Below are 17,176 nucleotides of genomic sequence, written 5' to 3'. Positions count from 1 at the left end.
TCAACCGGTGATCGACTACGCATCACCGGTTGATGTGTGCCGTGCGCCTTGACTTCACATGACGAACAACGGTTTTGCATTTTTCAAGAAGCCGATTAAAGAATTTGACACATTCCAACGGTTTCTGCCGCTTTACTGTCGAAGGTAAGCGTATATTCGCACTCAGCGGCATGAGCGCATCGCTCAATTAAACAGTCGGCAAAATCTGCTTTCGAACGGGAAAATAGACGCAGCGCTTGCCAAACGATTTCGGCACGCTCCAGTATTAATTCTCTCGTTCGCAACAGTATTTTGAGAACATGCACAATTTTTTCTTTTTCTAAGTGGTAGCAACTTCGCAGTACCCATACAAGTTCAACGACTGACACCATCGTGATGAACCCCGGCTTCTCAGCTGAAAGCGATTCAATTAACTCAGTTGCCTTCGGTGACTGTATGGGATCATCTTGCGTTACATAACGTACCAATACATTAGTATCCAAGCCAATCATCGTGCCGCCGAGGCGTTGATTCCGATGGCACGATCCATATCTTCGATGCTCACTGGCCTATCTGGTCGATGAACCAGTCCTTTCAAATCTTTGACGGAATGCGTCGCTGCCATAATAGTCACTTTTCCACTTTCTTCCGCTATAAACTCAATGCGATCACCCACAGTAATTCCCAGTGACGTCCTTATCTGGATAGGAATAGTGATCTGTCCTTTTGACGTCAACGTTGCTGTAGCCATGTCTATTCTCCAATATTATTCCTTACTACAAGGTAAGGGATTTATGTGATTGCGTCAATTGATTCATTAGATTTGTTGCAAGACCCTTGCGAGTGCTGCGAATTCAGGGTGCCAGAGCACTCTTGGGAAAGAAGGTAAACGGTGATATCGTCGTTACCTTAAACCGGAGGGATCAATGCCTTTACGAAAAATCACCTGTTTAGAACCTGTTCCAAATCTTCTTGAGTGACGCTCAGACGAGGAAAAACTGCGCGAAAAAGCGCAGTTTATACATAGAATCAATGAGCATTTTGAGTACGTTTTTGACGAATGACTTGACCAAAACACGGCGAGCACAAAAGATTTCGAACAGGTTCTTAGAAAAATCTGGCAGTTATCACAGCTAACCCGGTCAGTACCCCAAAAGGGACAACAGGAATGAATTTGACAGGTTTCGCAGCAGACAGCACAGAATGACGATTAGGTGAAAATAATGACATTGACTCTGCTAATTGGGCGATACCATTGTAAAATCCACCCGCCTTGTCCAGTTGGTCAGGTGACGGAGTAGGCGGCCTAGGGTAAGACAGTGCCAACGATAGAGGGAGCTCATGCGATGCTGAGCCAAGGATCTCGATCTTTTCAGAAGTAACGGCATTTTTTCGCACAACGGCGATCTTCTCAGAAACAATCTGAACATTGTTAGTATTCAGAACAGGCACGGCCATCACACTATTCATATCCTATCTCCTACGAATTAAGACATCATCACTTATCCCTAACAGGGATCGATCTGCCCTGCTAGCTAAACAATCCAATACGAAATAACGTTTTTTTACGTAAACCCTTCCATTATCGATGGACACAAATATTCAGACCCAATTCGAGTGTAGTCCGTGATTCACTTAATTTCCATTATGTGTGGCTGAGTTATTTGTGCTCAGTATTGATTGACATAGTCATGTGATGATGTGATAAATATCCCTATAAAAAACAACCATGGAAGGTAAATAACGTGACTTATTCAGAACTGGCAGAAATAATTGACACTTTTTTCACACAAAATCTCATTCTGTTAACAAAACAGAGTGAAGAGGAATCGGTTGCAGCCCTGAGAGCCTATGTCGAGGACAGTAAGGCACTTGCCTTGCAGGAACAAGAAATACTAGGGAGTCCTACGAATACGCCGATGATGAGGCATAAACTCAGAGCTCAACTGCTTAGCCGCCAATCCGAAATGAAATCCTTAACCCGCATACTCTACTGGCTTGATAAATGTGATTATTATCCTTTTCACCAAAGTAGGCTGTTTAAAGCGATTAAACAACGTATCGCCACCCTATCTCTGCCAGTACCCAAAGAAATACACTTCATGTCCTTGATCCAGCTTGACGCTATCCAGCGAGACTATATCAAACTTTGGGCGCAGCAAAATGCACGAAACTATAGAATAAATATCTGGATGGATTCGGCCACTCTGCTAGCAGGTGAACTATGCGGGCGTATACAAGAAGCCGCCGTTAAACATGCTTCTACAGCAAGACACATCAGCGATGGGGCTTTTCAAACTCAGCTGACTGATTGGCAAAACAAAGCGTATAAAAGTATTGTTCACACAATGTCACAAGATGATCCCAATCAGATTGGTAGCAAATTTTGTTTTGATCAAGCGGCAATCCTATTTTTGGAAGAAAATGGCTTAGCAAAACCCGGTGAATTGGAAAAAATGGGCCAAACGCTTGCTGATAATTTTCAACTTAGCGTCAAGGAGCTGCGAAAAGCGACACCCTATGCTAGTCATATCAAACTTGTCGACTTCTACCAGATGAAGGATCAGACAAACTATTCGCTCTATATTAAGGAACTGGCGTTAAGAGGCAATTTACTGGTTGCGACTGATATTAGTCGTTTACTCATACTACAGCAGCATGGTGGTATCTATCTCAATACCGATATATTACCTCGTTTGAATGAAATGCTATTTTCTCCACGGATTAAAATCGATCGGCACAATCAAGAAGCCGTGATGCAAATAGTATTAGATGAACTGGTTCATCGTGGACAAATGCCCGGTCGCGCAGAAATGATTAATCGCATCGGCCGTGGGGGCTATCTTGATCAGCTCCAAGAGATGGATGATCGGGTAAAACAACCTATCCAGCATATTGTAAATCAGGCATTAGATCAGCATCAGGATCTTTTTATGCCACTGGGTGAACTAAAGGTAGACCCCTATTTTGCTTGTAGCTACGCCAATGGCAATAACAAAGCGATTATCGCGATAAAAAACAGCCCATTTATCAACCGAGTTTTAAACAGATTAGCGCAGATACACCAGGTGATTATTGGGGAAAATATTGATGGACTCAATCCTGAGCGGCCAATCCCGCGCACTACAAACGAAGAAATTAGAACAGTTTTGCAAGCTAAGCGTTTGCAACTCAATGATAAATGGTTACTTTCTTATCGTTCTGAAGGCATGATCACCGGTGGTATTTCAAGCAGTCGTCAGATTGTCGGTATTGCGGCTTACCAACATGCCTACGCCGCATTACTAGAGCAAGCGGGTGTGGTACTACCTGACAGGCGTCAACAACTATCACCACACAAAATTTTGCAGCCTTACACTCAAGCTTTTTTCCCCACAGAAGAGGCTTATTTGTCACGTTCGCGGGAGTCGAGGATAAAATTTTTCTACAATGTGTTTCCACAGAGCAGCCAATACGACAGCCAATACATTATACAGTTGCAGGATGATGAAGGTGTTAATCAAATGGCGCGCTTTTTATACAATAAAAATAGTCTTCGCACGGCGCACTACCTTTACCAACCAAGAACTGGGCGGTTAGTTGAAATTAATATTGCGCCAAACTTTGCGTTTAAAAATAGAACCCGCATCATTTTGATAGCGCATGGTACTTTTATGAAAACCCTCGGCGGCGAACAAATCGTTCAACTGCTTGTCAACCAGCGTTTGTTACGAAGGGATGCACAAGGGCTGTTCCCCATCATAGAACGCGTATCGATAGTCGCTTGTTACATCACTGAACCGATCCCCGGTAGCACAAATGTTGTAGAAAAAGCAGGCGAGCCGTTTATAGAAAAGTTTTATCAGGCTTTTTCCAATAAAAAAATAACGGTAAATAGTATCAGCACACGTGAAAAAGTGGTTTCTGTCGATGTATTGGGACGTAAATGGACCGGATTACCAGTAAACCCGCAAGCGCCTCAACATCACTGGCTCATTGATTGGGCGTTAGTCAAAGAGAGTAATAGAAAAATCATTTTTATCCAAAAAAATGAGGGTGGGATAATCAGTAAACGCATCACTTTGGTAGCGGGAAACAATATGCGCAGTAGTATACTGCGTACTTCTTACGATGGCCGTTTTGGCGTAGATTACGTCATTGATCTTCCCACGGAGCAGGTTGTCAAGCTCAATGGATACCTGGATAGAAAAACCGCTAAGAGCGTTATAAAAAACATGCAAAGAGGTACCCTCTTCATGGCAGCCGATAGCATGGCATTGATAGCGGGGATGACCGAAAGCCAGGTAAATCACGGGATTATCGTCAACGGTACTGAGCATGATATGACGGCTTTTCAGCAAATTTTACGGCTGACTGAACATCATAATGATTACAGAAATTGGTTGACTGAAATCGATCTGTTAGGTGGGACACAAGCGTTAAAATCGGAGATGGAAAGACTGTTTGATTCTCCACAAACGGCGTTTATGCGCCTGAAAGAACGCTATTTACATGATGATTTTGATCTCTTTTGCCTTGATTTGAGTAATCCGATGAGTGCTGGCATTATTGAGCGCGATATGCGTGGAACAGCACCGATTGAAGGTATTTATTTAAGCAAAATTGAGCAATATCTGAGCCCGACCATCAAGCTAAGCATAAAACGTATGGATGGTCCTGCAGAGCGTCTGAACAAACTCAACGGGGTCATTGATAAAATTGAGGCCAACCTGGTCTACTTAAACAAGGGTAGAGATGACACGCCACTTTATTATCACTCTGCACTGACCAATCGATCAGAACAAACTACCGTCAGCCAGAACGAATTGGCAAAAAAATACACTCATGAACGCTATCTCTACAAAGCGCAAGAGCACTATGCTGACACCTTGATTCGAAATTATTTCACATTACCCATCGTACTCTGTGACGCGCTGGTCAGTGCAAACGGTGAGTTGCTGGCAGAAAACAACTTGCCAGCCGATAAGTGGGCACCCTTATTATTGGCAATGAAATACGACAAAAAAACCAAAAAGTACGTCGTACCTTATCTGCACGATGATGGCATACAAGAAAAATGGCTGAGTACTGACAACGACCAATTTGCCGAAATGCAGCGTTTTTTGCAGCAACAACATGAAACACTGACGGAAGATTACCCTCTTTTCAATGGGCGCCTTTATCCCGGTAAAACAGAAATCGCTAGCATCGGTGCCAATGCAGTGTTTGCCATTATGGCGATACAGCATTGGCTACACAATGGCATTACCGTGCCGGGTAATACACTGTTAGCCAAAACGTTACAGGTACACACTTACCTTGCCATGACGCAAGTCACCTTCAATGTCACCGGCGATACAACGACTTTGCTGCAGGCCGTATTCAGAAGTGTGAGAATCGGCGATTTTTTCCGCCTTTTTCAATTAATCGCCCTGCCAGTTGGCCTGGTATTGAGTATTGCGGATGTGGCTTTCAACGCCATTGAATTAAGTAAAGCCGAAAACCAGGTACAGCGTCACCTGTCGAGAACTCAGCTAACTTTCTCGGTGGCGGGGCTGTCATTATTTGTCGGTGGTGTTATTGCTAGCTTGCTGGGCGCGACCTTGCTGATCATTGGGCTATTTATCGTTGGGATCGCCTTGGCAGTGGCAGGCTATTTTTCCCAGGCTGCAATTTTAAAGGCGATGAAAAATCTAGATAAGGCAAAGGTGATCGGCGGTTATTTTAATGCCATGCGAGCCGGATGGGAACAGGGCGGCTTTACTCTAGCACGAGGAATACTACAGCCCTGTGAAGGGGTGGTGGTCACACAAGTTGATCTACGCAATATTCACGCTATTTCTGTGGTGTTCGATACAATGGGCCAGAGCATAAAAAAGAAAGATGCCGTCGATGGCACCAGCCAAAACTATATCGATTTATATCCGTTACGTGAGGTGGGGCGTACGGTTAACACCACCGCCACGCCACCGGATAACGCAACTGGCATAACGACACTGATCTTACCCACACAACCGCGGGCAAAGATTACCCCAAAGTCCACCCTAGGTTTTAATGCGGCGCCTATACACAGAGAATTTCAGGCAATGCACTTTTTCTTTCGCCAAAATTCCGCATTTCCGTTTAGTATTGCCTCTGATCCTGTTTCTGGTCTGCCTTATTTTTCTGTACCCACGGCACTTGAATTGTATTATTTCTTTACCAATGTAGACATTGTATTGGGTAACCATCACTATCATCTGATTGCGCCAGGCGTAGACGAAACATCGCCAGTAAACCCACTGATTAATCAGCCGGTATACAGTAAACACCTGCACTATACCCTGCTCGCCCCTGAACAAGGTGCGGCAACGGTGGTGTTGGTGTTAAATAACCAGCAGGCTCCGATAATTATTGATTGCGTTAATGATCAGGTGAACTGGATAATAGAAGCCCGCCACCTCAAGGGGGTTGAGCAGATATTTTATCCTGCCCCTGTATCAACTCAGGCCAGCGTGGTGAAATTTATTCGCCGTCTGCCGACCACGAGCAGTGAACATAGCCAGCAACTTATCAGCACTATCACCCTTAAAGATAGCGCGAAAACTAAACTTACCGTACGCATGCCACAGGGTACGGTGGAACTAGACCAACAACAGAGTATTTTTTATCATGTTAATTTTTCTGATCTGAATAACACTCACCAAACCACTGACATTAGCGACGACCAGGCGGTGAAACTCGCAGTACAAAACTATCTGCGAGTGCAAAAACTGCGTAATAACCACGCCATTAACCAGATTCAGATCGACAATTATATTCACCGTGATAGTAGAGGTGGCACCGAAAAGATTGACGGCTGCTTTTATCATTTAAAGCAAGCCACTTTGTTCTATACCGCCAACCACGACGATACTCCCTTTAATAACAGCAGTACACGCAGCAATGTTGAACTGATTTTCCATAACTCGCACTGTGCCTGGTATCGTGGCGATTTGACGCTGGCCTTGCAGCAGGCCCAAGGTAACATTGAACCCACCACCTATGAAAAAATCTTTTGGATGTCAGACATCAGAACCAAAAAGTTACGCTACCTGTATCTGCCAGCCGTGCATCTGCCGATTACGGTCAATAAGGAAAGGCGCGCCAACGCAGCCACATCAGATATTATCCAGACGCAGGTTTTTGCCAAGGGTATTTTATTTCAGCAACGCTATAGCTACGTTGTGGAGGGTGCTCGCAAACAGATCCATTTTCTCTACATGATTGATACGTCCTCTTCTGAAGGACATCTGACCCTGTTGGAAATCCGTGATCTTCCCACTGGGGTCGTGACCGATTTAATCAACAGCAGTAACCTGGATGCCCTTTATCACTTTATGAATAAAACCACCTCTGTTTCTTCTGCTGGCGCCAAATTTTCTTCATTAATGCCGACACATGCCGATATTGTCAAGATGGGCATCCGGCAAAGCGACGCCACGGTATTGATCGGTAACCGATTGATATGGCCACCACTTGATAGCCTGGGAGGGGTGAGCGGAAATATATCAGCAAAAATTGATCCCTCTGTTCTCAATGATACTCGCTATTTAACCACCCTAACGGCGGCGGTAAAAGGAGACAACCCGAATAATCATCATTATTTTTGGAGTGTGACCGAACCGGATAATCACCAGCAGTTCTACAAACTCTATTTACAACAAGGCTATTCAGCGGCGAGGGAAATCCAATTAGCTGATTTTGGTTTGATAGACCGCGAAGTCGTGGGCAGTAGCGCTGCTCATCAGGGCATTGCTATCAGTATGAAAAATGGCCATGCTTATCATCTCACCATCGATGAACAACTCACACTACAAAGTCTAGGTAAAACCTGTATAGAGAATGATCAGGGAGGGTTAGCGTCGTTAACAACCTCTATTCGCGAACTGAAAGAAAAGCAGGGAAGGCCCTTTTCAGTTGAGAGCAGACAAAAAAAAGCCATTCAGATAGCACCGATCCTGGTTATCACCGATTTGCTGAACTGTCGCCGTAGTGTGGATGATAACGATGATGAAAATAACAGGTTATCGACCTGGTATGACAGCATTGGCGAAAAATTGCTGATTTGTCAGGCAAACTCGTACTCACAGTGGCAGTGCTTGGGGATGGCAGATCAGCAGGGGCCTGGTTGGTGAAGCATAGCCATGACAGCCTGGAAATAGGTTATTTACCGACAATTCCTGTCGACGCCAAGGTAACGCTTTTTAACGGCAATCGCTTGCGGGACAGCATTGAAATACCGGCTTTACAACCCCTGCCTGCGGATACACTCGCTGACAGTGATAGTTTCACTGGCGTATCTTTAACAGACAGTGGACACCTCAGGGTGATCACACAAGCTGGGATCATGCTTGAGGTGATTAAAAAACAGCATGAATTTGTCACCAAATTGCTGGGAATAACCCGGGCTTTTAGTGACGCCTGCTATACTTTTCCACATCGCCCCCACAGACTGAATAGGGGTAAAATGGCGCGTACATTGAGTGGTCTTTGCGCAAAATATCACTGCCCAGAAATTATCGCTATTCCACTACGAGATGACCGATCCGGTTGGTATCACCCGCAAACTGACGGTTTGTTTATTCTCCCCACTGATGAGGGCGATGCGCAATACCTTGGTTTCAGTGAAGATGAACAATGCGCTTATTTTAGCGCCAAGCGACACGGATTTTTGCTGCAAATATTTTCTCCAGATGATCATGATTTTATTGATAACCAACAATGCATCTACCAGCGGCTGGGTGAACTACTTATTTTAAATGCTAATCAAACCGAAACGCCTTTTTATCTCAATATTGATGCCCTACCCCGTTTGTGGATAACAACCAATGGGCAGCAAAGGGCGGATAAACCGTTTACCTTTGATATCGTGTCGTTTAATTATCCAGTGATAGAAATAACTCATGGTGGCTCTGGGTCAGTACACTGTCATACTCAAGTCCCTCGGCAAGGTGTTTCTGTCACACGTAAGGGGGCACACCTTATGGTGTTTTTTGCGGATAACACCTTAATCATCAATGATGTTTTTGATCCACAGAAAAATAGCGCTCATCACCGATTACAACTCACCTTTGCCGCCCGCCCTATTACCGCCAGTGAGCTGGCGGCTTATTATATCGAGAGTGCCAGTCATGGTGATAACGGACTAGTGAAACCGCATGAATATGCTGTGATCCCGCTGCCTGATTGATAATAAACTACATACCCAGCGACTACATGTCGCTGGGAATTGAAAAATAGCAACAACCTTGGAATATAACTCAATTATAATTCACGAGCGCCGTCGGTATTACTCTGGTTAGCGTTGTTTTTTGCATAAAATAGGAGTAGAGCGGCGGGATCTTGGAATATTCTATTTCCCATTAAGCGTGAAGCTGCAATTTGACAGCACTCAGCTTTTATCACTGAAATCACTTTCTCATCAATATAAAATCCCCAAACCTTTTTGATGGTCAATCGGGCTAAGCCCGCCACAGCTTGATGTGATAGAACCTTTTTAATTCATCATTTATTTTTTTCTAAGTCATTTTTTATAAATTCTTTTTATTAGACTTCTTGCAAAACCGTCGTTCGTGATGCGAATTCAAGGCACCTGGCGCACAGCAACCGCAGTCACGATAAACCACAAATAAAAATGGAGCAAAAACAAAATGGAATACAAAAATGTCGCGATGCAACTAGAAAATATCACTGTAGATCAAACGGAATACAATAAAGAAAATGGTAATTATCATAAATTTATCCAAGCCAGGAATAATTATTTGTCCCTTACGAAACCTATATCGTCATTAGAAGAAACCAAACTCTTATTTAAAATGCTGGACTGCTTGGATAAATGGATTGTTATTCATAATAAAAAAGGTGAAAAACGATATAATGCTTTCTTATCAAATATACTTTTAGCACGTAAAAACGCTCTAATGACCCGCGTGCCTAAAATTTTGCATTTTGTCTGCCTGTGTGAAATAACAGATATCCAGAGGGATTATATTAATCTTTGGATACAAACCAATCCAGATTATGCCATCAGGGTCCATGTGGATGAATACGCGGTTTTGGCAAAAGAGCTTGCTGTACGAATACAAAAACAGGCCAGCAAAGAAGTATTGAACGATTCAAGAAATACCTTTCCAACGACACTATTTCGCTGGCAAAACGAGGCTTTTAGCTACGTAAAAAAAAATATAAAAACCAATATGGGGGATGGTAAACCGAGTTTTGATAACTGTGTCAAAGCATACTGTCAAAATAGAAGGTTAGGCAGTGCTGAAGAGCTGGAAGAGATAGGTTACGCAAATAGAATGGGGATGGGAGCTGCCCATAGAAATTTGCAGAAGGCTAATCCAAAAACAGATATCAAGCTCATTACCAGTGGTGAGGCACTTGTTCCCTGGTCCTCGCATTACTTAACGGAACTGGTCTTACGGGGCAATATGGTTACCGCAAGTGATATACTCGGCCTAGAGCGGTTGCAAAAAGACGGGGGCATTTATTTGGCGACTAACTTGCTGCCCGCTATCAACGAAAAACTCTTCTATGTTGGGCACCAAAACTTGATTCAAACCACGGTCCAGGATCCTAAAGGGACGCAAAGTGTTGCAGCAATTACCAGTCTTATCCTCGATGAACTAGTAAAGACCGATCAGAGCCCCAATCAAATCCCCGCGCGTGCAAAATTGATCAAGGACTATCCCATTTATTCTATCGTTCCCAAAAAGCGAGCAAAAATAGAACAAGTGATCAAAGATGCCTTGAAGAAACAGATCCCATTATTTAAAAGGCTGGGTGACGTTAAGGTCGACCCTTTTTTTCAATGTTCTTATGCTGATGGTAATATCAACGCCGTGGCAGTACAAAAATTTAGCGACAGACAAGACAATCCCTTTATTACTCAATTGTTAGCCAATTTTGCCAAGACCTATAAGATCATTGAGGACTATAATCACCACGGTCTTGATACAACCGTCCGAACATTATGGCATCCCATCATCCCTAAGATTACAGAAGATGTGCAGCGTGCAGGTCTTCATATCAGTGCTAAGGCGGTTCTTTATTATCGATGGGATATTTTCAATCAGTATCCACAAACCAGCCCTGAGCTTTTGGGCACGCCCGCCTATGATTTGACGTATTCACAGCTATTACAGGAGGCCCTGGATGCACAAGGTGATCAAGTGTTTCCGACCAATCCTTATACTTTTCAAAAAAGGTATACACCTTCCTTCAGTGCGGTGAACCTGTTAACCGAAGAGGTCGCGCGATCTCATTTGATGGGACCAATGCACTATCTTAAACCTTTTGCCAACGCTCCCCAGTACGGCGGTCAATACATTATACAGCTCTACAATGATGAGATAAGCAAAAAAGCCGCCGAGTTTTTATACAATCAAAATAGGGATGTTAGCGACTGGTATTATTACGATGAGGTAAAAGATCAGCTCGTCCTTCAACCAGCCACAGTAGCGACTGTCAATGCAGGTAAATACATCCTATGGGTAGGAAATGGAACCTCCATCACCACCTTGCACAAGCTAAAAATCGTAGGACTATTGAAGGCTATGCTACCAATCAGTACCTCCATAGAACAGCTGACCCTTGTAGCTTGTCAGCGATCAGCACAAGGCACCCAGCCCCTCTCTATTGAGGGCCTCTATGATGCTTTTGATAAGCCTGATCGTAAGATAAAGGTCGATCACATTGTTGTACAAGAAAATCTCTTTACTGTCGATGGGATGGGCCGTAAATGGCAGGGTAGGTTATCCACAGTGGGGGCAAATCACTCCGTAGTAACAGAAATCGACTGGAATCGCGCGACAGAGAATAGCCGAGAAGTGATCGCCACACGATCGACCAATGGATTGACGGTATCCTATGCAACCCGGCCTCTTAGCGAGAGTAGGGTGATACGCAATGAAGTTATCACTCTGGTTGACGCTAATCAAACCATTTTTGGACTCGGTTCGGTGATAGAGATACCGATTATCCATCCCGCAAAACAAGTAACATGGATGAAGGATCCGACAAAGCTCGACGGATGGATAGATCAAACAACGATTGAAGGAATATTAGGCGCGATGGAGCAAGGTGTCGTGGTAACCGTGGCCGAGAGTATGGCATTAATCGCCGCGATGGGTAAAGTTGATCATGAGTTCATCATTAATGATCCTAACCTTTCCCGGATTGCTGCAGTGATGCAAGCTTTGAAGCAGAGCCTTGAGATCAAAACCTACGCAGATTGGTATGAAATACTTGATTTTAGCTGCGGAAAAACGGCATTCAACCGGCTGGTCAATACCCTTTTTCCAACCTCCAGAGCGCGAGATCAAGCCTTTAAGCGCCTGCAATGGCGAGTAAGAGGCAAACGCATCACCTTTTTCAACCTCGATCTAGGCAAAAATGACAGTGCGATGGCAATATGTAAGGAGATGAAAAGTAAAACCGCGATTAAGGCGATTTTTTTGGGGAGTCTGGAGGCGCTGCTATTGTCTAATAGACAGGCAGACAAAGGCAATCTTCCTCAATTAGAATGGGCTACTCGCCGTTTAGAAAACCTCGAAACCAATTTAAGCCGCCTGGAGAATAGCGGCCAAGCACCTCATTCCCCACTCAAGCGTTATTATTACTCGTTGTGGGATCCTAAGTTCAGCTTACAACAGGGTCAGCGCATTACGCTGAAAGACTATGTCAATAATGATTACATACGAAGATCACAGCAACTTAATTGGCAGGGAGAACCCTACCCGAGCTTGGTTACTGCTGATAATTACGTACGTAAACAGACATGGAAACGTATCAATCAGGAGACATTGCAGAATAATCGGTTAGCACCGGGAGAATGGGTGATACTCTTCTCAACGCTGCAATACAATACGTTGGATGAAAAATACACCATCAGCTATTTGAATACAACCAACTACAAAATGGTGGATGTTACCACTCACAACTCCATTTTTGCTGAAATGAGGATCTATTTAGACAAAAATGCTGAATTAATTAAGCAAAATTACCGACTAACCGGAAAAAAGGAACCGATTGCCAGGAGCCTGGGGCGTATGGGCGGAGTGGGTGGCTTCGCCAATTTTGACGATTCCGTTGTGTCTATTTATCGTTTTTTAAAGCACGCGATCTACGCCGGCAGTAAAGAGGAAGATCCTGCCATGAAACTTTATACCCAAATGTCAGTGGCGGCAGATATAAATAACCTACTCAGTTTAACGCCGACTCTCGCCGAAGGTGCTGAGAGATTGGCACCCTCTATCGCTCAATCCAAATGGTTATCACAGCGCTTCCCTGGAACGGTTAATGCCTTTTTAGGCTACAGTGAGAAGTTTTACCAATCAAAAACCATACAAAATTTAGGTGAATTTACCACAGCAGCCGGTTTTATTGGGGCTGGCATAAGCTTTTTGCCTAATCTCTATCTATTAAACACCACCAACAACGATCGTCAACGCAGTCTTGCTATCACCAGGATGGCATTCGACAGTGTGGGTGTGCTTTTTAGCGCGGTAAGTTGGAAATTGATGGCCACCACAGAAGGCTTTTTCCCGTTACTGTTAGTTATTGGCGCAAGTTATGGTTTGTCCAGGTTAAGTGAGAAAGTGAGTCAAATCCTGGGAGAAAATATTGATAATATCACTACTGCCCAAATTTTAGGTGAGCGGTTTAACCAACTCAAAAAAGGTTTTGAGCGGGGTGGATTTGCTGTGGTTAATCATGAAGTACTGGTGCCATTAGAAGGAGCGGTTATTAAAGCCATCCACCTAGAAGAAATCCGAACGCCTCGAGTCATATTCGATGAAATAGGGGCGCAAATGCGCAAAAAAACCGACCAAGGAAAGGATCTGATTGCTGACAGCAATGACTCTGCCGCTTACATCAACCTGCGTGAGTTAAGTGGTATAGCCGAAAACCAGTTCATCACGGTCGCCAATCTCCCCGCCGCCCATCAACCTGCCTTGAAAACGCTCATTTTACCTTGGTCACCCCGTGCCAAAATTAATCCGTCGTATGCCGAAGCAGACTTCGTTGAATGGCGAAATGATGCCGAGTTTGGCGCTATGCGTGACTTTGCTGCTCAGGATCCGCATTTTATTTTTGAATATCACAAGTCTCCGGATTCTTTCACGCCCTATTTCTTGCCTGTTTTAGACGAAGTTGAGGAATTTGTGGGAATCGACTGGATGGTCATCAACGATCTGAAATATCACTACGAAAAAACAGATGTCAACGTTTATTTCGGTAATCACACTTATAAAGTGATGGCTCCGGGGATTAAGAAAGATAAAAAAATTAGCGAGTCTGTATGCAAAAATTATTTGCATTATCGGCTATATGGCCCAGAGGAGGGAAAGGCGACCATTTTCCTGGTACTGAATAGAGGTCAGGCTGATATTACCATCGAACGTAGTAATCCTGATATCACCTGGATCGTCAATGCTAATCATTCCTATCTTCCCGATATGCTTGCACGTCCAACCCCCGGTGGCTACGAGATATATGACAAGGATCCGGATGCACAAGGTGAAATCAATGTCATTGCCATCAACGTTACCCAGCGTAATAACACCCAATTTACTTTTCAGGTACCCTTAGGCGTGGTGACAACCAATCCCACCGACAGTAATCGGTTAATTGTCAGGGAGTTTAACGCCAAGTATTTCATGTTTTTATTAACACCAGCATTAATCCGCCAGCTTGATCCTGATAATAAGACCAAGAGCATGTCACCGGCAATGAAAGAGTCAACACTGGTAAAACGCTATTTGCAACAAATGATTAAAGATAAACGCTTTTTCCCGCTCTACATTCCCATACAAAAATTTTCCCTTACTGGTGACGAAAAAAGCGATCAAGTTTATTATTCCGTACACAATGAAGATTTTGTCCATACCAAAAACCAGCCAGGTACGCTATTTGAAAATACCCGGCGTAGCAATGTCCAGACCCTTTTTTTTAGCGAGGAGTATGCTTGGTTTAAGGGAGATTTGTTGATACAGGAAGTGTCTGAAGGCATGGAGTATCTTTACTGCTATCGAAATCTCTTTTGGGTATCAGAAATTGCTACCAATAGGCTGAAACATATTTATCTCCCCTTCTGTCATCTGCCCGACGTGCTTAATTCTCAAAATCAAGCTGAGCGACAACAGATAAAATTTCCTTCTCAATCTACCATTAACATCATCAATCAACCCAAAGATATCACCAGATACATCAATTTTGAACAACGCTATCGCTATCAGCAGCCTAATGGTAAGCAATATCTGGGTATCAGATACAAGATTGATACCCGTTATCCTGAAAAAGGATTGATAGTGACTGAAATTGATAACTTACCGCCAGAAATACAAAATCAACTTATCCAAAATTTGGATTTAAATACACTTCATCATTTCATGAAACTCAATATCCATGCAGAGATCAGCCCTCTACCCCATAGTAAGCTGGATCCCTCGACAGGAACGGGACAAAATGTAAAAGCAATAGATAATCTTAAAACAGATACCCTTTTTTCCGTAGGACGTGGCGTCATATGGCCATTGCAAGGCAGCATAGTGGTAAAGGGGCATGTCGACGCAAGTCTTCCTGATACGGTACTCAATAATCCCAATGAGATCATTAGCTACGCAGGAACAACAACCAAAATTATCGATGAAAATGTCGCTGTGGAAGGCGAGCTACAAACCAGCACCAAACATTACCATTTCTGGTGTATTAGCGATAAGCACCGAAATTTTCTAAAATTATATAGTCAACAGGATACAAATCCGGCAATAGAAATGTGTTTAAGTGATTTTAATATAAATAATAACCAGGTGTTGAGCATAGATAATGCGATTATTAATACAGTGAACGGATTATTGTACGGCCTTGACGATGACCACACTATTTTATTGGCAGGAATAGGGCAACCTTGGTTATTGAAACAAAATAATTGGTGGGTTTATTTTAAAAAACATATTGATCAGCTGACAGAAAGAATGGAAGGCTTGATTTCACTGCCACCAGGGCAAACAAAACCCATTGGTATTGCCCCTTATCTAACGTTATCCGGCTTACTACAGAGTGACGGGATAAAACCGCTATCTGCCTGGTATGATTTTGCTAGTAAGCAGTTTATTCTTTGTAAAAACGAAGAAAACCAACAGATAACTTACCTGCAAATGGACAGTAAAAGCAAAAACGGGGCTTGGATCGTCAAAATTAAGGACAACCATCAGAAGGAAATAGGCTACATTACTTCCATGACAATCGATGAATTAAGCGTGTGCTTTCACAAAATAATCTTAAAAAATGCGACAAAAATACCGAGTCTGATGACACTCATTTCGCGAATATCTGCCACTCCCCTCTCTTTTATACAAGTTAGCCCAGAAAGAGGAGTAATAAAAGGGACAACCACTGACGGACTGTTACTGTATATCAGTAGAAAAAATGCAGAATTTAAAGCCACGTTATTAGCCGTTACGCCTGTTTTTACTACAGCACAGGCAAAGAAAGAAAATTTATCGGCAATCACGCCTAATTCTGCTATTTGGCAGAAAACCTATAGGTTGACTCTCCAAACTGAGCTTAACCAGTTAATTCAATATTATTTCTACTTTGAAGTTATCAGAGTGATGTTAGCTAATGATCAGCAGGGTTGGTATCACGCGGACAGCAATAAACTGTTTTTACCTTTTTCCACGGATGGATCGGGAAATGTAAAAATACATAATTTGAATAAATATCTTGGCTATGACAGTAAAAATCACTGTGCTTATTTTAACAGCCAAGAAGGTGAACAGTGGGATTTGATAAAGATGGATCAAAATGGTGGATTAGCAAAGAGAATAGTGAATAAGGGCATATTATACCAACGCACCTCCTTCCTCCTTATTTTGGACAGTGGCCCTGTCTCAGTGCTTGATGAAGATGACTATATCAATGTTGATGTGCCAGCCTTACTGATAATCACCCCTTTTAACCAAGCTAAATATGAATCTTTTACTTTTCAGATCGATAAATTTAGCTACGCCATGATATACCTGGCACATACTAACCCAGGAAGGCTAAGATGTATTATGCCGAATACGCCAAAAAAGCCGTTGATTTCACAAAAAGCAAAAAGGCTGGTCTATTTGCGTGATTGTAGAAGAAAACTTGTTAATGTTATTTGCTTCGGATAAGAATAATATTGAGTTCATGTTCAAAGGAA

The 17,176-nt window shown here is 43.2% G+C and carries 6 protein-coding genes; 3 read left to right on the top strand and 3 right to left on the bottom strand.

The window, feature by feature from the left end; genetic code table 11:
- Positions 1-95: 95 nt before the first annotated feature.
- From CCS41_RS08975 to CCS41_RS08965, 3 genes are all read right to left on the bottom strand, one after another.
- Entirely contained in the window at positions 96-491 is a 396-nt protein-coding gene (locus CCS41_RS08975) for a PIN domain-containing protein (RefSeq protein WP_119797501.1), read from the bottom strand.
- Positions 488-730, bottom strand: a complete 243-nt coding sequence (locus CCS41_RS08970; protein WP_119797500.1) for an AbrB/MazE/SpoVT family DNA-binding domain-containing protein — start codon at positions 728-730, stop codon at positions 488-490. The genes CCS41_RS08975 and CCS41_RS08970 overlap by 4 nt, the downstream gene beginning before the upstream one ends.
- A 356-nt stretch (positions 731-1,086) precedes the next feature.
- Positions 1,087-1,449, bottom strand: a complete 363-nt coding sequence (locus CCS41_RS08965) for a hypothetical protein (RefSeq protein WP_119797499.1) — start codon at positions 1,447-1,449, stop codon at positions 1,087-1,089.
- Between the two features lie 275 nt (positions 1,450-1,724).
- On the opposite strand from CCS41_RS08965, the gene CCS41_RS08960 reads away from it, so the two are divergent.
- The 3 genes from CCS41_RS08960 (at position 1,725) to CCS41_RS08945 (ending at position 17,147) form a co-directional block, all read left to right on the top strand.
- On the top strand, positions 1,725-8,114 hold the full coding sequence (locus CCS41_RS08960) for a TcdA/TcdB catalytic glycosyltransferase domain-containing protein (RefSeq protein WP_119797498.1): 6,390 nt from the start codon (positions 1,725-1,727) through the stop codon (positions 8,112-8,114).
- Positions 8,045-9,169 carry a hypothetical protein gene (locus tag CCS41_RS08955; protein ID WP_205411411.1) on the top strand — a complete coding sequence of 375 codons (1,125 nt, stop codon included), beginning with the start codon at positions 8,045-8,047 and terminating at the stop codon, positions 9,167-9,169. Before CCS41_RS08960 ends, CCS41_RS08955 begins: the two co-directional genes overlap by 70 nt.
- A 460-nt stretch (positions 9,170-9,629) precedes the next feature.
- On the top strand, positions 9,630-17,147 hold the full coding sequence (locus CCS41_RS08945; protein ID WP_119797495.1) for a TcdA/TcdB catalytic glycosyltransferase domain-containing protein: 7,518 nt from the start codon (positions 9,630-9,632) through the stop codon (positions 17,145-17,147).
- Positions 17,148-17,176: the final 29 nt, after the last annotated feature.

Origin of the sequence: Candidatus Fukatsuia symbiotica (assembly GCF_003122425.1) — a bacterium.
In the GTDB taxonomy this organism is placed as follows: Bacteria; Pseudomonadota; Gammaproteobacteria; order Enterobacterales; family Enterobacteriaceae; genus Fukatsuia; species Fukatsuia symbiotica.
This window is presented reverse-complemented; position numbering and strand designations above follow the sequence as displayed.